The organism is Marinobacter sp. H13, assembly GCF_059072335.1.
Genome location: NZ_JCACRU010000001.1, coordinates 3,305,402 through 3,323,020, shown reverse-complemented (window position 1 = coordinate 3,323,020; position 17,619 = coordinate 3,305,402). Strand labels below are relative to the sequence as shown.

The window sequence follows — 17,619 nt, the reverse complement described above, 5'->3', positions numbered from 1 at the left end:
CGCCAGGATTTCAGAGTAGCCCGAGGCCTTCCGCCAGACGCTGGGCCGGGACATAGCCACGAACCATGTTGCCATCTTCCAGAACAATGGCAGGTGTCCCTGTGACCCCTACCCGGCCACCAAGCTCATACTGCTCGCCCACCGGATTTTCGCAACTTGCGTCGGGTACTGAGCGGCCGGCCTTGGCTGCGTCCATGGCCGCCTGCTGATCGTCAGCACACCAGACCGACTCATACTTCTTGAAAGACGCTGTATTGGGGCCGGACCGTGGAAACGCGTAGTAATTGACGGTAATGCCATAGCCATTCAACTGCGGCACCTCGTCATGCAGCTTCCGGCAGTAAGGGCAGTCGATATCAGTAAACACGTTTACCACGGCCTTTTCGTTTTTCGCCGGGAAGCTGATAACTCCCTTGTTACCATAGTCCGCCATCATTTCGCGACGGGCCTCCGTGCGGGCGGCTTCGGTGACATTGGCAATGCCCTGATCGGTAATCTTGAGAAGATCTCCCGTCATCAGGTACTGGCCGTCCTCGGTCGCGTAGATGGTGTCGCCATTGTTGCTCTGAACCTCATAGAGGCCCTTGGCTTCGGATTCTTTTACCGACACCACCTTGAGGCCTGGGACAGCCTGGGTCAGACGCTCGGAAATCCGGTCTTCCACTTCACCGGCACTGACGCTGGCCGCGCCAAAGGCACCCAGGACAACTCCAAGCGCCACAACCACATGTTTCATATTCATTCTGGCAAACAACCTTTTCCAGTAAGCAGTTAAACAACCCGGGCAGTATTGGCACAGGCCGGGAATCAATTCAATGCGACAAATACACAAAAAGAAAGTTCACCCCCAATCGCGAAACCGCCCCACGGCTAGCCCCTGGGATGGTGAGCCTGGTGCAGCGACTGCAGTCGCTGACGAGCCACATGGGTGTATATCTGTGTTGTCGACAGGTCAGAGTGGCCCAGCAGCATCTGCACCACACGCAGGTCCGCACCATGATTAAGTAGGTGCGTGGCAAAGGCATGCCTGAGTGTATGAGGCGACAGGTGTTTGCGAATACCCACTCGAACCGCGTAGTGCTTGATACGATGCCAGAAAGTCTGACGAGTCATCGCCGCAGCACGGTTGCCCGGGAACAGCGCATCGCAGGATCGCCCTTTAAGGAGTTCCGGCCGCCCTTCCTTCATATACTGCAGCAACCAGTCCACTGCCTCTTCACCCAGGGGGACCAATCTCTCCTTGTCGCCCTTGCCAGTGATCCGAACCACGCCCTGACGAAGGTTTACCTGATCAACCCGCAACTCGGTCAGCTCCGAGACCCGCAGACCGCAACCGTAGAGTATTTCCAGCATGGCCTTGTCCCTGAGCTCGATGGCAATTCCGGGGTCCGGCTCGGAAAGCAGCGCATCCACCTCGCCCTCGGTCAGCGAGTCGGGGAGACGCCGAGGCAGCCTGGGGCTGTCAATCCGAAGGGTCGGGTCTTCAGTAATCAGGCCTTCTCGCAGCAGAAACCGATAAAACCGCCGCAGCCCGGACAACCGCCTGGCCGCCGTGGTGCTCTTGACGCCCTGCGCGAGGCCACTGGACATCCACGCCAGTAAGTCGGTTCTGCGAACATCCTTGAGCAGCGGCTTGCCAGGCTGATTTTCGAGCCATTCCGACAACCGCAACAGATCGCTCCGGTAAGCCTGGCGGGTTTTTTCGCCCAGTCCGTCCTCCAGCCAGATGGCATCAACAAACCTGACGATCACCGATTCATCTTCTGCTCTCATGGCAAGTTCCCAGACTGCATAGGTCCCACAACACACCAAGCATACCGAAACCTCAGACACAAAAAAGGCAGCCCTCGGCTGCCTTTTCCTGACTGCTGTTCAGCGCACTGCTGATCAGCCCAGCTTTTCCTTGATACGAGCCGCCTTGCCAGACAGGTCGCGCAGGTAGTAAAGCTTGGCCTGGCGAACATCGCCACGACGCTTCACGCTGATGCTTTCGATCAGCTTGGAGAAGCTCTGGAAAGTACGCTCAACACCAACACCGTAGGAGATCTTACGTACGGTGAAAGAGGAGTTCATGCCGCGGTTACGCTTGCCGATGACGACACCTTCGAACGCCTGAAGACGCTCACGGTTACCCTCGGTTACGCGAACCTGAACGACCACGGTGTCACCCGGCGCAAACGCGGGGATTTCCTTGGTCATCTGTTCTGCTTCAAGTTGACTGATGATGTTGTTCTTGCCGCTCATCGTAATGCTCCTGATACCCAATCTGTTAATGCCCTGATTATTCAGAGGCACCCGGTTCGTTCAAAATCTCTTCCAGCAGCTCACGCTCTTCGTCCGTAAACACCCGCTTTTCCAGCAGGTCGGGGCGTCGCTCCCGGGTTCGCCTCAGCGACTGCTTGAGCCGCCAACGCCGGATCTGATCATGGTGACCGCCCAATAAAACATCCGGCACCGCCTGACCTTCGTAAACCTCGGGCCGGGTGTAGTGCGGACAATCCAGCAAACCGTCGGCGAAAGAATCCTGCTCTGCCGACTGCGCATGACCCAGCGCTCCGGGGATGAGGCGTGTAACCGCATCGATAACAGCCATCGCTGCCAGTTCGCCACCGGACAGCACAAAATCGCCCAGTGACACTTCCCGATCGACTTCCGTCGCTATCAGGCGCTCATCAACACCCTCGTACCGGCCCGCCACCAGAATCAGTTGCTGTTCTGCCGCGAGCGACTCGACAACAGACTGGTTCAGCGTCTCACCCTGGGGCGACAGGTAAACCACACAAGGGTTTCCGGGTGCCGATTCCCGTGCCGCATGGATTGCGTCCCTCAGGGGCTGAATTTTCATCAGCATGCCCGGGCCGCCACCATAGGGCCGGTCATCTACCGTTCGATGCCGGTCCTGGGTAAATTCACGGGGATTCCAGGTCCGAAAGGTCAGCAGACCATCCCGAACCGCACGCCCTGTGATCCCGTAATCCGTCACCGCACCGAACATCTCCGGGAACAGACTGACTGCGCCAATCCACACCCGTCAGAACTCCGGATCCCAGTCCACCACCATTTGCTTTGCGGCGAGATCAACACTCTGCACCACTTCGCCCGGCAGATAGGGGATCAGACGCTCACGTTGATCAATGGAGCCTGCTGTTGCCTGCACCACCAGAACATCGTTGGATCCGGTTTCCATCAGATGGTGCACTTTACCAAGGCACTCATCATCCACCGTGAACACGTCAAGACCTTCCAACTGAAACCAGTAGTACTCCCCATCGGGAAGCGGCGGCAATTCAGCAGTGGAAACCCTGACTTCGGCACCACAATACGTGCGGGCCAGATCACGGTCGTTAATACCTTTCAGCCTGACGACGATCCCCTGCCCCTGGCGGCGACCTTCCTCAAGCTTGGCCGGAATACGCTTGCCATCCAGATCGAGAGTCCAATCGGGATAGTTCAGTATTCCTTCCTTGGGGTCTGTGTAGGAAAAGACTTTAAGCCATCCTTTGACCCCAAACACCGAGGTAATCCGGCCGATCACAGTTTCCTGCGAATTCTGTGTCATGCCATAAACCCCGGTGTCAGTACTGTCTTACCCAGCAGCCTTCAGCAGCTGTGCAACGCGCTCGCTGGTCTGCGCGCCCTGACCGAGCCAGAAATTGACACGATCACGATCAACGCGAAGACTCTCTTCCTGACCACGGGCTACCGGGTTGAAGAAACCTACACGCTCAATAAAACGACCGTCGCGGGATTTGCGGCTGTCGGTGACTGTCAGATGGTAGAACGGGCGCTTCTTGGAGCCGCCACGAGCCAAACGGATAATTACCATTTAACCAATATCCTGTTCTGTTGAACGAACTTTGTACGATTCACGCCTGCTGAATACCAGCTGACGCGAAGACCCATACTCGAAAGGGGCGCTATTCTATGCTAAAAAAGCGCCAAAGAAAACAGCAAAACCAGTTGTTTCCCCGTTTTCCATGTAAGGCTTTTTACATACGGCCAAACGGGGGCATTCCGCCTCCCCCACCGCCGCCAGGGGGCATCATGCCGCCCATGCCGCGCATCATATTCGCCATACCGCCTTTCTTGCCAAACTTTTTCATCATCTTCTGCATTTGCTTGTGCTGTTTCAGCAGACGATTGACGTCCTGGATCTGGGTTCCAGACCCCGTGGCGATACGGCGCTTGCGGGAATTGTTGATCACATCCGGGTAACGCCGCTCTTTTGGCGTCATGGAGCAAATGATCGCCTCCATCTGCCCCATGGACTTGTCGTTGACCTGTTGCTGCGCCACCTGGGCCATCTGCCCCATGCCGGGCAACTTGTCGAGCAGGCCACCGATGCCACCCATGTTCTTCATCTGCTGAAGCTGATCCCGAAAATCCTCCAGATCGAAGCTTTTGCCCTTTTTGATTTTCTTGGTGAGCTTCTGGGCCTTCTTCTGATCAAGCTTGCGCTCTGCCTCTTCAATCAGCGAGAGCACATCGCCCATACCCAGGATCCGGGAGGCAACCCGGTCCGGATAGAACGGCTCCAGCGCATCAGACTTTTCACCAACACCCAGGAACTTGATCGGCTTACCGGTAATGTGACGAACAGACAAGGCGGCACCGCCACGGGCATCGCCATCGGTTTTGGTCAGCACCACGCCGGTCAGCGGCAGGGCATCGTTGAACGCCTTGGCGGTGTTGGCGGCATCCTGGCCCGTCATGGCATCGACCACGAACAGGGTTTCAACCGGGTTGACCGCTTTATGCAGCCGACCAATCTCTCCCATCATCTGTTCGTCGACGTGGAGTCGGCCGGCGGTATCAAGAATTACCACATCAATGTGCTTCTTCCTGGCCGCGGCAATGGCACCCTCGGCAATATCAACCGGGTCCTGATCGGCACTGCTCGGGAAGAACTCGACACCCACTTCGCCAGCGAGGGTTTCCAACTGGCGAATCGCCGCCGGACGGTAGACGTCGGCGCTGACCACCAGGACGGATTTTTTCTGCCGCTCTTTAAGGAAGCGCGAGAGTTTGGCGACCGTGGTCGTCTTACCTGCACCCTGCAGACCCGCCATCATGACTACGGCCGGCGGCTGGACGTTCAGATTGAGGGATTCATTACCCTCGCCCATGACGCGTTCCAGCTCCTGCTGGACAACTTTCACAAAGACCTGGCCCGGCGTCAGACTGCGCTGCACCTCCTGGCCAATGGCACGCTTGCGGACGCCCTCAACAAAGTCCTTCACCACCGGCAGGGCGACATCCGCCTCCAGCAGCGCCATGCGCACTTCCCGCAGGGTGTCCTTTATATTGTCATCAGTGAGGCGCGCCTGGCCGGAAATCTTGCGCAGACTGCCGGAAAGTCGGTCTTGGAGGTTCTCAAACATGTTGCTCTTCCGTACCCCGGATAAATTGAGTGCGTGAATCGGCAGAGCCGGCGACGACTCCTTGATTCCAGTTGCATAATCGCGACATTATAACCAGACTATCGCCCTGAAACGACCAGCCCGGTCAAATCGGCGCAAACCAGCGCCGATCCCCAGTCAGAACAGTGGTTAATAAGGAAGTCATGGGAACGCTGATTCTCGCGGTCACCTCTCTTTTTCTTTACAGCGTCGGTACCGCGCTGCAGGCCCTGCATTTCAGAGGCCGGGTTCAAAGCAACATTGCCATTACTACCCTGATTGGCGTTCTCGCCCTGACCAGCCACGGACTTCTCATTGGCCAGACAGTCCACCACGACGGCGGCTTCGATTTCAGTTTTTTCAAAAGCTCCGTGCTTATTTCCTGGCTGATCGTCTTCCTTCTATTGGGACTCAACCTTAAAAAGCCGGTGCAAAGCCTGTTTCTCGGCGTGTACCCGCTGGCCGGCCTCACCATTATTCTCGCCCTGGTTACCCATGGACCCTCGAGACTGGTGTCCGAGCAAAGCTACGGCATGCTCTCCCATATTGCGCTTTCGGTGACAGCCTACAGCCTCTTTACTCTGGCGGCCATCCAGGCGGTTCTACTTTACTTCCAGAATCGCCAACTGAAGCACAATTACAACAGCCTGCTGGTTCGTAACCTGCCACCTCTTCAAACCATGGAGTCGCTGCTGTTCGAGATGGTCTGGGCTGGCGTCGTCATGCTGATTCTGGCCATTGTGACCGGCGCCCTCTTTATAGAGGATCTCTTTGCCCAGAATCTCGCCCACAAGACCCTGTTCTCGATCCTGTCCCTGCTTGTGTTTGTGGCGCTCCTGATTGGTCGTTACACCAAAGGCTGGAGGGGCATCACCGCCAGCCGTTGGACCCTCGCTGGCTGCGCACTCCTGATGCTGGCCTTCTACGGCAGCAAGTTTGTGCTGGAACTGATCTTCCAGCGCGGCGGCTGACACCGGAAGCACCGGTTATTCTCTTGACACAACGCTCGCCGAAACCCTATTTTCGCTACTTGTCAGCAATATAAGGACACCTCTTTTGAACGAAACATCGCTCACCGCGCTGTTTATTCTCCTGGTTGGACTGATCCTCCTTTCCGGTTTCTTCTCGAGCTCCGAGACGGGGATGATGTCGCTCAACCGATATCGTCTCAAACATATGGCCAAAACCGGCCATAAAGGTGCCAAGCGCGCCCAGGGCCTGCTGCAACGAACCGACCAGCTGATCGGCGTCATCCTGATCGGCAACAACTTCGTGAACATCTTCGCCTCTTCGATCGCCACGGTTATCGCGATTCGGGTCTGGGGCGATGCCGGCATCGCGATTGCCACCATCCTGCTGACCATCGTGATCCTGATCTTCGCAGAAGTCACTCCGAAAACCCTTGCAGCACTATTTCCCGAGAAAATTGCCTTCCCGGCCAGTTACATACTCGGTCCGCTGCTAAAAATCCTGTATCCGATTGTCTGGGCGGTGAACCTGTTCACCGGAGGCATACTGAAACTGCTGGGCGTTTCCGCCGCAGACGCTGCCAACGACCACCTCAGCCGGGAAGAACTGCGAACACTGGTGAATGAGGCAGGCGCCCTGATACCCGCCAAGCACAAGGACATGCTGGTCAGCATTCTGGACCTGGAAAAAGTGACCGTGAATGACATCATGGTGCCGAGAAACGAGGTAGTGGGTATCGACCTGGAAGACGACACCGACACCATTCTGCGCCAACTGCGCAGCAGCCAGCATACCCGGCTTCCGGTCTTCAAGGGCGACATCAATAACATTCAGGGCATACTGCACCTGCGCAGCGCTTCCAAACTGCTGCAACAGGAGGAAATCAACAAGGCCATGATCATGCAGCTTTGCCAGGAACCCTATTTCATTCCGGAAAGCACGCCCCTGAACACCCAACTGATCAACTTCCAGAAAGGTCGTCGACGGTTCGGCGTTGTTGTCGATGAATACGGCGACGTTCTTGGCCTCGCGACACTGGAAGACATACTTGAAGAGATCGTCGGCGACTTTACGACGGACTATGCCGCCACCAGCCCGGACATCATTCCGCAGGACAACGGCACGTTCATTATTGATGGCACTTCCGCCGTTCGAACCATCAACAAGACCCTGGGCTGGAAGCTCCCTACCGATGGCCCTAAAACCCTTAACGGCCTGATTACCGAAACCCTGGAGAACATCCCCGACACCAACGTCTGCCTGAAAGTGGACGGCCATCGGGTAGAAGTGCTGCAGATCAAGGACAATGTCGTGAAAGCAGCCATTGTGCACCCGAAAAAACGCAAAAAACGTTCTCTGTCACTGAAACAGTAAAACCCGGACACCTCCTCCCTATGGCGCTATAGACCCTTCGGTTATAGCGTCTCCCGTTCTTGAAAGATCAAAATTTAACCGCCAGCTTGACCCCCGGTGATCCCCCACCAACACTGAAGGAGCGTGCGATACAAAAACAATCACAAGGAATACGTCCATGAGTCTGACACACACGTTTGGCCTGCTCGCCCATCCCGACCAGGAGTGGGAGGCGATCCGCAATGAATCCGAGACTGTCACAAGACTGTACGCCGGCCACATTCTGCTGCTGGCATTGATCCCTGCGGTTGCCGGCTTCATCGGAACAACCCAGGTAGGCTGGCAAATTGGTGATGGCCAGATCACCAAGCTGTCGGTAACGAGCGCACTCCAGCTTTCCACACTTTTCTACGCGGCCATGCTTGCCGGCATTTTTATACTCGGCAAGTTCATTGATTTTTTCGCCGCAACGTATGATGCGGTAGAACGGACGCCCAGAGGCGTTGCTCTGGCGGCGTACACGGCAACCCCGATTTTCCTGATTGGCGTAATCGCCGCGTATCCGAACATATGGGTGAATATGCTGGCAGGCCTGGTGGCGGTTGCCTACGCGGTCTACCTGCTTTACGAAGGGCTACCGATTCTGATGAGGATCCCGGCGGACAAGGGGTTCATGTTCGCTTCTGCAGTCCTGACGGTTGGCCTGGTTATGTTCGTTGCCCTGCTCGCCATCAGTGTTGTTATCTGGAGCATGGGCATAGGCCCGGTTTACGTGAACTGACCGCAAATTATCTTGCAAGTCAGTAATCTGCACGAGGGTGCCTGTTGGGCACCCCGTGTTTTTTTGAATTTGCTCCCACGTTAGCGTTTGGTCATGTTAACTTTGGGCAAAATGCGGTAAATTTAACCAATAACGAGAATCCAAGGATTTCAAGCTCGGTCATGTATCCGGTTGAGGCGTAAACAGGAGTCTGCCATGAACAAGCAGTCCGGCATACATTACCTCCGCGAACACAGGGAAGCCGGAAGTAACAGACCGGTTCCTGCGGAGGTCACCCGCATCCGGGACACGGTTGTCGCCGGGCTCGGTGATTTGCTGCAGGGCGCCTTCGACGCCGTCGACGATTCGCTGTTCGAGCTGGCCAATAATGCCCGCAGCAACAACGAACAGAACCGGTACTTCGAGGCGATGCGTGAAATTCGCATCAAGCGTAAGGGTGTCGAGCGGCATTTCCAGAACACCGTTGCCCAATATTTTGCCACCCCCCCTCACACCGGACCGCTTCAGGAAGAACAGCTGAGCAAGCAGGCCAGCGCCGACACTCTTGCCCTGGTCGGCAATGACGACCTTGAGGAGCAGGTTGCCCTCAACGCCATGATCACCAAGGCAAAGGCGCACTTTCAGGGCCCACTGCTGCAACTCCAGACCCGTTTCAGTCAGGTGTACCCGGAAGCCACCGACGAATCACCGGTCAATCCGATGGCACCGGAACACCTTTGCAGTGCGTTCACAGAGGCAATACAGGCCCTTGAGATCCAGATCCGTGAGCGCCTGATCCTGCTCAAGCAGTTTGACCGCTATGTTGTGTCCAACCTCGGCATGCTGCTGGACGAAGCCAACCGCATACTGATCCAGGCCGGGATCATTCCGAACTTCCGTTATCACGGCAAATCCGGTCAGCAGCATGAGGCCTCCAGTCCCCAGTCGGCAGAGGCGCCAAAACAGGAAAGCGCGCCGGACGCTTCCGCGGCAGAACGGGCCGGCCAGGCCGCCAGCAGCAGCGCGGTTTTCGAACAGATCCGACAGATGCTGGCGCTGCAACGGGCCAATGCGGGCATACCTCCCCGTGCCTCGGACCCGAATGTCCGGGTCGTGGGTGACTCCGAGCTGGCAAGCCTTCTCAATTCATTGCCGCTTTCAGCCCCCCGGCAGGACCAGGGCAACCTGAGCGCCGGCGAACCTGTCAGCGTTGATCTCCGTCAGCTGGTACAACAGCTCCTTTCCCAGACCGATACCGGGGATGGTCGAAAACCGGCGCTTAACGAGGTCGATGAAGACCTCATTAACCTGGTTTCCATGCTGTTTGAATTCATTCTTGACGACTACAACCTGTCAGCTCCGGTTCAGGTGTTGATAAGCAGGCTGCAGATTCCGATCCTGAAAGTGGTTATCCGGGACAAGAGTTTCTTCAGCCAGGCTACGCACCCGGCCAGACGTCTCCTGAACTCCCTGGCGAGAGCAGGCATTGGCTGGAGTAGCAGCGACGAGAAAACCAAGGACAAACTCTACGGACAGATTCACAACATTGTGCAAAGGATTCTCAACGAATTTGACGGTGATGTTTCGCTTTTTGAAACCCTCAATCAGGAATTCGAACAGTTCCTTGAACGGGAGAACCGAAAGGCGTCTCTGGTTGAGCAGAGAACCCGTGAATCCGAGCGGGGTCGGATCAAGTCCCAGACGGCTCAACAAACCGTCGACAATCTTCTTAAACAGAAGGTGTCCCGTTACAAACTGCCGGAGTCCATCCATGACATCCTGATGAATGGCTGGAGCCGCGTGATGTTTCTTGCCTATCTCAGGGATGACGTGGAGCATCGGTGGAATGCCACGGTGAAGGTCGTCGATGATCTGATCTGGTGTCTTCACCCCCATCAGGAAGATGACGAAAGAGACCAGTGGGTGCGGGTCGTGCCTGGCCTGCTGAAATCACTGCGGTCAGGACTTGAAGAGGTCTCCTATAACTCATCGAGACTCGATGAAATGATGGGCCAGCTCAAGCATCAGCTGGCAGAGGCATTCCGGACCAATGCTGCCATCGAAGCACTACAGGATTCTCCTGAAGAGCCGGCGGAAGAGGAAATCGCGACCGTTCACCAGACGGCCGTTGAGCGCCAGCAGGAACTGGAAGACGCTGCAATCTCGGAATATGTTGCCCAGATTGACGGTATCGAGATTGGTAACTGGGTCGAGTTTCGACTGGTCAATGGTGCAAACTTCCGCTGCAAGCTGTCCGCCATCATTGATGAAGCAGATTGCTTTGTCTTTGTGAACCGGATGGGGCTGAAAGTGATTGAGAAAACCCGGGTTGAACTGGCCCATGAAATGCGCCGTGGCCGGCTGACCCTGCTTGAGCAGGGCGCATTGATTGATCGGGCCCTGGATGCGGTTGTCGGCACCCTCCGGAGCAAGACCGCCTGACGCCAATGCCTGAAAAAAGCAGTCCCAATGCCCTGCCGGCTGCCTACCGGCTTGGGCTTGCCTTGTCTCTGGCTCTTTTCCTACACACGCTCCTGCTTTCAGGCATCTCCTCGCCCAAGGAAGAACCAACGGTCACGCACAGGGAGAGTGTAAGGTTTGAGCTGGTAGCCCCGGGCACTCTTAGAACGGTTGCCGACCCGTCAGCTGACCTCAGTCCTCGTCGGGATGCACCACGGGTAACGCCGTTTGAGATTGATCCTCCTGAGCCGGAACCCCTCTCCAAACCGGAGGTTGTGACATCCCGCGAGCCGCAAACCCCCGCCCCGACAAAGGCAACAAATACCAGCGTCCCCCGGAGCGAAGCCGCACAGTCAAGCGCCAGCTCTGCTGCCGGAGAAGAACCCGAACAGCTCCCTGAAAAAACGGAGGAGAGCATTACGAGGGTTACGGAGTCACCGGGCGAGCTCGACCCCTATGTGGTCAAACTGGCCGTCCATCTGGCCCATCAACTTGAAGAACTGAGAGTGCCGGCCATGAGGAGCCTCACTGACACGGTCGCTATGGAAGTCGAACTGCAGTTGCTTGGAAATGGCGCCCTGACCCGGGCAAGGGTTCTGAAATCAACAGGAATCAAGCCAATCGATGAAGCTGCATATCGGGCTGCGCTGGCGGCTAGCCCCTACCCTCAGCCACCGAAGGATAGCGGGAGCGCGAACCGCTTCGAGGTGGAACTGTTGTTCACCCCGAAACGGCTCTGAGCGGCAGTGATCAGGCTTCTGCCTGCTTCGCCGCCTCTTTGACAAGTTTGGCCAGCTCACCGCTCTCGGACATTTCGAGAACAATGTCACATCCGCCAACGAGCTCACCATTGATGTACAGCTGGGGATACGTGGGCCAGCTGGAGTAAACCTTCAGGGCTTCACGAAGCTCCTGGTTATCCAGAATATTGACGAAGGCAAAGCGTTCGCCGCAGGCCATTACCGCCTGTACGGTTTTGGCCGAGAAGCCACACTGGGGTGCCTGTGGGCTGCCCTTCATGTACAGGATGATCGGATTCTCTTCAAGCTGGCTCTTAATGGTTTCATTGATATCCATGAACATTCACCTCTGTTGGAACAGTCTTGCCACACGGCAATTTTCTTGACGCTATTGTACACGGGTGCCGAACACCTCACCAAACACCTTGATTTGACCTCGAGCAACACCGGCAGTTCCAGCCCGGCCACAGCGTTGTCATACCTGCTCCGAAGGGCTAGACTTGATGCCCCATTTTTTCAGCCAACGTTCAGGCAATCCCGCCAGCAGCGGGGTTCGGTGAGATAAGGGCCATTGCATGGCGGCACGACATTTTCTGACATTGAATGACATGACAACCAACGAGCTGGAAAGCCTGGTTGATCATGCCACAGCATTGCGCAACGAGTGGCGGCAAGGGAAGGTTCGGGACTCCCTCAAGAACCGTGTCCTTGCGATGATCTTCGAAAAATCATCAACGCGAACCCGGGTTTCTTTTGAAGCCGGCATGACCCAGCTCGGCGGCTCCGCAATGTTCCTGTCGCCACGGGATACCCAGCTTGGCCGGGGCGAGCCGATAGAAGACTCGGCTATCGTTATCTCCAGCATGGTTGATGCGGTGATGATCCGCACCTTTGCCCATGAAACCGTGGAGCGCTTCGCGGCTGCATCACGGGTGCCGGTGATCAATGCGCTGACCGATGACTTTCACCCATGCCAATTGCTGGCCGATATGCAAACATTCCGGGAACACCGCGGCAGTATTCGCGGCGCTACCGTTGCCTGGATCGGCGATGGCAACAACATGTGCCACTCCTACATCAATGCCGCCGCACAGTTCGATTTCAACCTGAACATCGCCTGTCCTGAGGGCTACGAGCCGGCAGAATCAATGCTCAAGGGCCACGAAGACCGGGTCAAGGTGTTCCGGGAGCCGGCCGAGGCGGCCCGAAACGCCCAGCTCCTGGTGACCGACGTCTGGGCTTCCATGGGCCAGGAAGACGAGCAGAAAGCCCGTGAAAGGGCGTTCAGTGGCTATCAGATCAATCCCGGGCTGCTCTCTGTGGCCGATAAGGATGTGCTGTTCATGCATTGCCTCCCGGCTCACCGTGGTGAGGAAATATCGGCGGACATGATGGAGCATCCTGCCTCCGTGGTCTGGGACGAGGCCGAGAACCGCCTGCACGCCCAGAAGGCACTGCTCGAATTTCTCATCCTGAACCGGCTGGACTGATTCCATGAGCACAACCGCACAATCTCCGGCAGACTGGCTGCTCGAGGTCAATAACCTGTCCTGCGGCTACGGCGGGGATTCTGTGGTCAAGGATGTCAGCTTTGCCCTGAGCCATGGCGACATCGGCTGCCTGCTTGGCCCGAGCGGCTGCGGCAAAAGTACCATACTGCGCGCCCTCGCCGGTTTTCTTCCACTGAGTGGTGGCGAGATTTCGCTGCAGTCCCAGGCCATCAGCCTGCCCGGACGCACCCTGCCCCCGGAAAAGCGTCGGATCGGCATGGTGTTCCAGGATTACGCCCTGTTTCCGCACCTGACTATCGCTGACAACGTGGGGTTCGGTCTGCGGAATCTGAACAAGGCAGAGAAACGGCAGAAGGTCATGGAACTACTGAATGTCGTGCATCTGCAGGATCTGGCCGACAACTATCCCCATGAACTGTCTGGCGGCCAGCAGCAGCGCGTTGCCCTGGCCCGCGCCCTGGCACCCGAGCCCACGCTGATTTTGCTGGATGAGCCGTTTTCCAATCTGGACGCGGATCTGCGCCGTCGGCTGAGCCTGGATGTTCGCGAAATCCTGAAGACGCTCGGCATCAGCGCCATTCTGGTTACCCACGACCAGCAGGAAGCCTTCGCCATGTGCGATCAGGTCGCTGTGTTGCGGGACGGCAGGATCCAGCAGTGGGACGTGCCCTACAACCTCTACCATGAACCGGCAAATCGTTTCGTTGCCAGCTTCGTGGGTCAGGGCGGATTCGTCCCCGGCACCGCCCTGGGGCCGGATACTATTGAATCCGAGCTCGGCGTGATCCACGGCAACCGGGCCTACAAATGGGAACCCGGCACCCTGGTAGACGTTCTGATCCGGCCCGATGACATCGTTCATGACCCCGACTCGGATCTGCAGCCAAAGGTGGTTGAGAAAACCTTTGCCGGCACTTCCACGCTCTACCGTTTCCGGTGTTCCGAAGACACAGAGTTCGAAGCCCTGTTCCGCAGTCACCTGGATTTCAACCTGGGTGAGCATGTGCCGGTGCGTGTCGAGGCGGATCACCTGATTGCCTTCGAACGCACCACGTGATTGAGAGATTCAGTTGTTGCAGACGCGCTCGACAGCATCCAGCCAGCCAGCATAGAGAGATTCTCGCAAAGCCGGGCGCATTTCAGGGTGGAACTGCCGCTCACATTCCCAGAGCGCGGAGATCTGCTCAAGGTTGTCAAAAACACCTGTCTGCAGTCCCGCAAGGTAGGCAGCTCCGAGAGCGGTTGTCTCTGTAACCCGGGGCCGGTCAACGGTGACATTCAGTATGTCGGCCAGGAACTGCATCACCCAGTCGTTCACCACCATACCGCCATCCACGCGCAGCGATTCAAGTCGGGCGCCGTCGTTCTGGATCGCCCGCACCAGATCCTTGGTCTGATAGCAGACCGACTGCAGGCCGGCGGTAACGATCTCGCCAATGCCCGTATCCCGCGTCAGGCCCATGATGGCGCCGCGAGCATGAGGATCCCAATGAGGGGCTCCCAGGCCGGTAAACGCCGGAACCAGGTAAACCGGATTGTCGACTCCGACCGCCTCCGCGTGGGCGGAAGATTCATTGGCGTGGGCAATCAGCTTGAGCCCGTCTCTCAACCACTGCATGGCAGCACCGGCAACAAAAATACTCCCTTCTACCGCGTAACAGGGCTTACCGTTTAGCCGATAAGCCATGGTGGTCAGCAACCGGTTCTCGGACCGAACGGCCTTATCGCCCGTATTGAGCATGAGAAAACAGCCGGTGCCGTAAGTGCTCTTGGCCATGCCCGGGTAAAAGCAGGCCTGCCCCACGAGAGCCGCGTGCTGATCCCCTGCAATGCCGGCAATCATAACTGGCGCGCCCAACCACTGTGCTTCAGCGATGCCATAGTCTGCGGCGCTATCGAGTACTTCCGGCAGCAAGGCCCGCGGCACGCGAAACAGGGCCAGAACATCGTCGTCCCAGTCCTGCTTGTGAATATTGAAAAGAGCCGTTCTCGAGGCATTGGTGGCATCGGTGCAGTGGGATTTTCCGTTCGTCAGGTTCCAGAGCAGCCAGCTGTCCACCGTTCCAAAAGCCAGTGCACCGGATTCGGCCCGGGCGCGGGCGCCCTCCACGTTATCGAGAATCCAGGCTATCTTGGTGGCCGAAAAGTAGGGATCAATTAACAGCCCGGTTCGTTCAACAACCGTGTCCTCATGGCCGTCGGATTTCAGCTTGGTACACCAGGATGCGGTTCGACGGTCTTGCCATACAATGGCGTGGTAGATCGGCTCGCCGGTTGCCCGGTCCCAGATCACCGTGGTTTCCCGCTGATTGGTGATACCAATACCCGCCAGCTCCGAGGCGTCGATAGCCGCTTTGTCGAGCGCGCCGCGACACACCGCCAGAGTGCTGTCCCAGATTTCCCGAGCATCGTGCTCCACCCAGCCATCTTTCGGGAAATACTGGTGAAATTCCTGCTGATCGGTTGCAACGCTGTTGCCCGTTTGATCAAAAACAATAGCACGGGAACTGGTTGTGCCCTGGTCGATGGCAAGCAGATAACGGGTCATGGACGGCCTCCTTTTGTTTCCCGGAATTCTAACAGCAGAGCAGACGGGAAAGGGTGACCGATATGGAATTTGGGAGCAGGCATAAAAAAAGGGCCGGAAAACCGGCCCTCAAATGACGAATGAAACAAGGAAAGTTCGTAAGAACTACAACCTCAAAAGTCATCCCTTACGCTTTGCAGTATTGACCGGCCCGCCAAAAACTTCAGTAGTGCTTGTGTAGCTGCTTTGTTACATCAGGTGAGGCGATGGGGGCTGGCTCACACAATGGAGTCCACGGGTTTTTTTCTGGGCCAGACCAGGCTGAATTTTGCACCGCCAAGCGTGTCGCTCCTGCTGACGAAGGCGTGCCCTCCGTGCCAGTAGAGAATCCGGCGAACAATAGACAAACCCAGGCCGTAGCCGCCGGAGGTTCGGGTACGGCTGTCGTCCAGTCGGGCAAACGCAGTAAACACTTTCTCCCAGTCTTCCTCTGGAATGCCGGGGCCATCGTCTTCAACGTCAACGCGACAGTTGTCCTCATCGAAATGACAGCTGACCAGCACCTTACCAGCCGCGTAGCGTCCCGCGTTGCCTACCAGATTCTGGATCGCCCGATGCAGGTAGCGAGGCTCAATATCCGACAGCGCCCAACGTTCCGAGACCTCATCAATGTTGCCTTCGATACTCAGCTCGGGCCGGACCATCTGCTGCTCAGAGACCACCTGGCGGACAATGTCGGTTACCGAGGTTTCCTGCAGCGAGAAAACCGGGCCGCCCTGCTCCAGCCGCGCATAGGTCAGGATCTCATCAATCAGCTCGTCCAGTTCCTGGATATCGCCATCAATACCGTCCAGTTGCCTTTGCAGGGCAGCCTCGTCCTGGCAGTCCTCGATCATCTGGACGCCAAAGCGGATACGGGCCACGGGAGTGCGCAATTCGTGCGAAACCGCGTGAATCATTTCCCGCTGCACCTGCACCAGGCGCTGTATGTGTTCGGCCATGCCGTTGAATGACGAGGCCAGACGGGTTACCAGCGTTCCCTCGCCCGCCTGGACCCGGGCGCTCATTTCTCCACGTGCGATTCGAACCGCTACCGACTCAACGGTTCTGAGATTGCTGTCCACTTCCCGGAGCGCGAGGAAAACGGCAACGGCCAAAACCCCGCCAAGCACCAGGACCAGCAGCAGGACAACCGGCCAGGCCCAGGGATCAAACCCCGCGGGCATGTCAATCCGGTACAACTCACCGTCGGATAGCTGAACGATCACCCGTCCGCAACCGTCTGATTCGTCGGTGTAGAAGGCAAGGCCCCGCTCGGCGACCTGGCCCAGAACGTCAGAGTCCGGCAGCAGGTCGGCGGAGTCCAGTGGCTGCACTTCGACGTTGAGAGAACGGGCCATTTGCGAGGCAACATTGAGACGGTCATCCGCAGCGGCTGAATCAAGATGCCACCGGAATATCAACCCAATGGTTTCTGACACATCCCGGTAGGGCTCGTTCAGACGCAGCTGCAGGATTTCTCCGCTCAGTCCGGTTACCAGAACCCGATACCCTACGTCACTGTCGATGCCAACCACCTGGCCGTAGCCAAGTCGCTCCAGAGCCACCGGTGACAGGTTGAAACGGGAAGCAGCCCCCATACGAAGATCAACCGTCGAACTCAGCCAGTGGTATTGCTGTAATGGTGCCGGGGCCGCAGCCAGCCAGCGCATTAGTGGCTCGGGGAAGCGTTCATGCCAGAATTGGGAGCGCACCGAGTTGATCCCGGTGAACAGCAGGACACATAAAAAAACAACCAGCGCGGTCAGGCCGGCAAGGCGGGCATAAAGCTTGAGGAAGAACTTCAGGGGCATGGTACCAACCCTGGCATGGAACACCGGTATGCGGGCGAATGGCACAC

The 17,619-nt window shown here is 57.2% G+C and carries 17 protein-coding genes; 7 read left to right on the top strand and 10 right to left on the bottom strand.

The genetic code is table 11. The features are described 5' to 3' along the window. Positions 1 to 10: 10 nt before the first annotated feature. From AC5JQH_RS15470 to ffh, 7 genes are all read right to left on the bottom strand, one after another. Positions 11 to 742 carry a DsbC family protein gene (locus tag AC5JQH_RS15470; protein WP_008176233.1) on the bottom strand — a complete coding sequence of 244 codons (732 nt, stop codon included), beginning with the start codon at positions 740 to 742 and terminating at the stop codon, positions 11 to 13. 128 nt (positions 743 to 870) lie between these two features. Then, the gene (xerD, locus tag AC5JQH_RS15465; RefSeq protein WP_288366333.1) at positions 871 to 1,773 is read right to left on the bottom strand and encodes a site-specific tyrosine recombinase XerD; all 903 of its coding nucleotides are present in this window, start codon (positions 1,771 to 1,773) and stop codon (positions 871 to 873) included. A 114-nt stretch (positions 1,774 to 1,887) separates the two neighbouring features. Then, complete coding sequence (rplS, locus tag AC5JQH_RS15460; RefSeq protein ID WP_008176237.1) at positions 1,888 to 2,244, bottom strand: 50S ribosomal protein L19; 357 nt, start codon at positions 2,242 to 2,244, stop codon at positions 1,888 to 1,890. Between the two features lie 37 nt (positions 2,245 to 2,281). Then, positions 2,282 to 3,028, bottom strand: coding sequence for a tRNA (guanosine(37)-N1)-methyltransferase TrmD (gene trmD / locus AC5JQH_RS15455; protein ID WP_008176240.1), 747 nt, complete (start codon positions 3,026 to 3,028; stop codon positions 2,282 to 2,284). A 3-nt stretch (positions 3,029 to 3,031) separates the two neighbouring features. After that, complete coding sequence (gene rimM / locus AC5JQH_RS15450) at positions 3,032 to 3,559, bottom strand: ribosome maturation factor RimM (protein WP_008176242.1); 528 nt, start codon at positions 3,557 to 3,559, stop codon at positions 3,032 to 3,034. Positions 3,560 to 3,586: 27 nt separating this feature from the next. Then, a complete protein-coding gene (rpsP, locus tag AC5JQH_RS15445; RefSeq protein WP_008176245.1) occupies positions 3,587 to 3,826 on the bottom strand; it encodes a 30S ribosomal protein S16 in 240 nt (79 codons plus the stop codon). 163 nt (positions 3,827 to 3,989) lie between these two features. Then, the gene (gene ffh / locus AC5JQH_RS15440) at positions 3,990 to 5,381 is read right to left on the bottom strand and encodes a signal recognition particle protein (protein WP_008176248.1); all 1,392 of its coding nucleotides are present in this window, start codon (positions 5,379 to 5,381) and stop codon (positions 3,990 to 3,992) included. A gap of 182 nt (positions 5,382 to 5,563) precedes the next feature. On the opposite strand from ffh, the gene AC5JQH_RS15435 reads away from it, so the two are divergent. The 5 genes from AC5JQH_RS15435 (at position 5,564) to AC5JQH_RS15415 (ending at position 11,681) form a co-directional block, all read left to right on the top strand. Next, positions 5,564 to 6,370 carry a cytochrome C assembly family protein gene (locus AC5JQH_RS15435; protein WP_008176250.1) on the top strand — a complete coding sequence of 269 codons (807 nt, stop codon included), beginning with the start codon at positions 5,564 to 5,566 and terminating at the stop codon, positions 6,368 to 6,370. An 85-nt stretch (positions 6,371 to 6,455) separates the two neighbouring features. Next, a complete protein-coding gene (locus tag AC5JQH_RS15430) occupies positions 6,456 to 7,742 on the top strand; it encodes an HlyC/CorC family transporter (RefSeq protein ID WP_008176252.1) in 1,287 nt (428 codons plus the stop codon). Between the two features lie 157 nt (positions 7,743 to 7,899). Beyond that, the gene (locus AC5JQH_RS15425) at positions 7,900 to 8,502 is read left to right on the top strand and encodes a Yip1 family protein (protein WP_008176254.1); all 603 of its coding nucleotides are present in this window, start codon (positions 7,900 to 7,902) and stop codon (positions 8,500 to 8,502) included. A 195-nt stretch (positions 8,503 to 8,697) separates the two neighbouring features. Further along, on the top strand, positions 8,698 to 10,923 hold the full coding sequence (locus AC5JQH_RS15420) for a DUF1631 domain-containing protein (protein WP_008176256.1): 2,226 nt from the start codon (positions 8,698 to 8,700) through the stop codon (positions 10,921 to 10,923). Between the two features lie 5 nt (positions 10,924 to 10,928). After that, the gene (locus AC5JQH_RS15415) at positions 10,929 to 11,681 is read left to right on the top strand and encodes an energy transducer TonB family protein (RefSeq protein WP_008176259.1); all 753 of its coding nucleotides are present in this window, start codon (positions 10,929 to 10,931) and stop codon (positions 11,679 to 11,681) included. 10 nt (positions 11,682 to 11,691) lie between these two features. On the opposite strand, the gene grxD is transcribed toward AC5JQH_RS15415, so the two are convergent. After that, complete coding sequence (gene grxD / locus AC5JQH_RS15410) at positions 11,692 to 12,018, bottom strand: Grx4 family monothiol glutaredoxin (protein WP_008176261.1); 327 nt, start codon at positions 12,016 to 12,018, stop codon at positions 11,692 to 11,694. Positions 12,019 to 12,256: 238 nt separating this feature from the next. On the opposite strand from grxD, the gene argF reads away from it, so the two are divergent. Next, a complete protein-coding gene (gene argF, locus AC5JQH_RS15405) occupies positions 12,257 to 13,171 on the top strand; it encodes an ornithine carbamoyltransferase (RefSeq protein WP_008176263.1) in 915 nt (304 codons plus the stop codon). A gap of 4 nt (positions 13,172 to 13,175) precedes the next feature. Continuing rightward, entirely contained in the window at positions 13,176 to 14,249 is a 1,074-nt protein-coding gene (locus tag AC5JQH_RS15400; protein ID WP_014576257.1) for an ABC transporter ATP-binding protein, read from the top strand. Positions 14,250 to 14,258: 9 nt separating this feature from the next. Here AC5JQH_RS15400 and glpK read toward each other — a convergent pair whose 3' ends face one another. Together glpK and AC5JQH_RS15390 are read right to left on the bottom strand one after the other, a co-directional pair. After that, positions 14,259 to 15,740: a glycerol kinase GlpK gene (gene glpK / locus AC5JQH_RS15395; protein WP_493805740.1), complete on the bottom strand. Its 1,482-nt coding sequence runs from the start codon at positions 15,738 to 15,740 to the stop codon at positions 14,259 to 14,261. 257 nt (positions 15,741 to 15,997) lie between these two features. After that, positions 15,998 to 17,617 (bottom strand): ATP-binding protein, encoded by a 1,620-nt coding sequence (locus AC5JQH_RS15390; RefSeq protein WP_493805739.1) that lies wholly within the window; start codon positions 17,615 to 17,617, stop codon positions 15,998 to 16,000. Between the last annotated feature and the right edge of the window lie 2 nt (positions 17,618 to 17,619).

Bases quoted from the DNA above. Each gene is read 5' to 3' on its own strand.
- AC5JQH_RS15470 (WP_008176233.1), bottom strand. From the start codon at position 742: ATGAATATGAAACATGTGGTTGTGGCGCTTGGAGTTGTCCTGGGTGCC.
- xerD (WP_288366333.1), bottom strand. From the start codon at position 1,773: ATGAGAGCAGAAGATGAATCGGTGATCGTCAGGTTTGTTGATGCCATC.
- rplS (WP_008176237.1), bottom strand. From the start codon at position 2,244: ATGAGCGGCAAGAACAACATCATCAGTCAACTTGAAGCAGAACAGATG.
- rimM (WP_008176242.1), bottom strand. From the start codon at position 3,559: ATGACACAGAATTCGCAGGAAACTGTGATCGGCCGGATTACCTCGGTG.
- rpsP (WP_008176245.1), bottom strand. From the start codon at position 3,826: ATGGTAATTATCCGTTTGGCTCGTGGCGGCTCCAAGAAGCGCCCGTTC.
- ffh (WP_008176248.1), bottom strand. From the start codon at position 5,381: ATGTTTGAGAACCTCCAAGACCGACTTTCCGGCAGTCTGCGCAAGATT.
- AC5JQH_RS15435 (WP_008176250.1), top strand. From the start codon at position 5,564: ATGGGAACGCTGATTCTCGCGGTCACCTCTCTTTTTCTTTACAGCGTC.
- AC5JQH_RS15425 (WP_008176254.1), top strand. From the start codon at position 7,900: ATGAGTCTGACACACACGTTTGGCCTGCTCGCCCATCCCGACCAGGAG.
- AC5JQH_RS15420 (WP_008176256.1), top strand. From the start codon at position 8,698: ATGAACAAGCAGTCCGGCATACATTACCTCCGCGAACACAGGGAAGCC.
- AC5JQH_RS15415 (WP_008176259.1), top strand. From the start codon at position 10,929: ATGCCTGAAAAAAGCAGTCCCAATGCCCTGCCGGCTGCCTACCGGCTT.
- grxD (WP_008176261.1), bottom strand. From the start codon at position 12,018: ATGGATATCAATGAAACCATTAAGAGCCAGCTTGAAGAGAATCCGATC.
- argF (WP_008176263.1), top strand. From the start codon at position 12,257: ATGGCGGCACGACATTTTCTGACATTGAATGACATGACAACCAACGAG.
- AC5JQH_RS15400 (WP_014576257.1), top strand. From the start codon at position 13,176: ATGAGCACAACCGCACAATCTCCGGCAGACTGGCTGCTCGAGGTCAAT.
- glpK (WP_493805740.1), bottom strand. From the start codon at position 15,740: ATGACCCGTTATCTGCTTGCCATCGACCAGGGCACAACCAGTTCCCGT.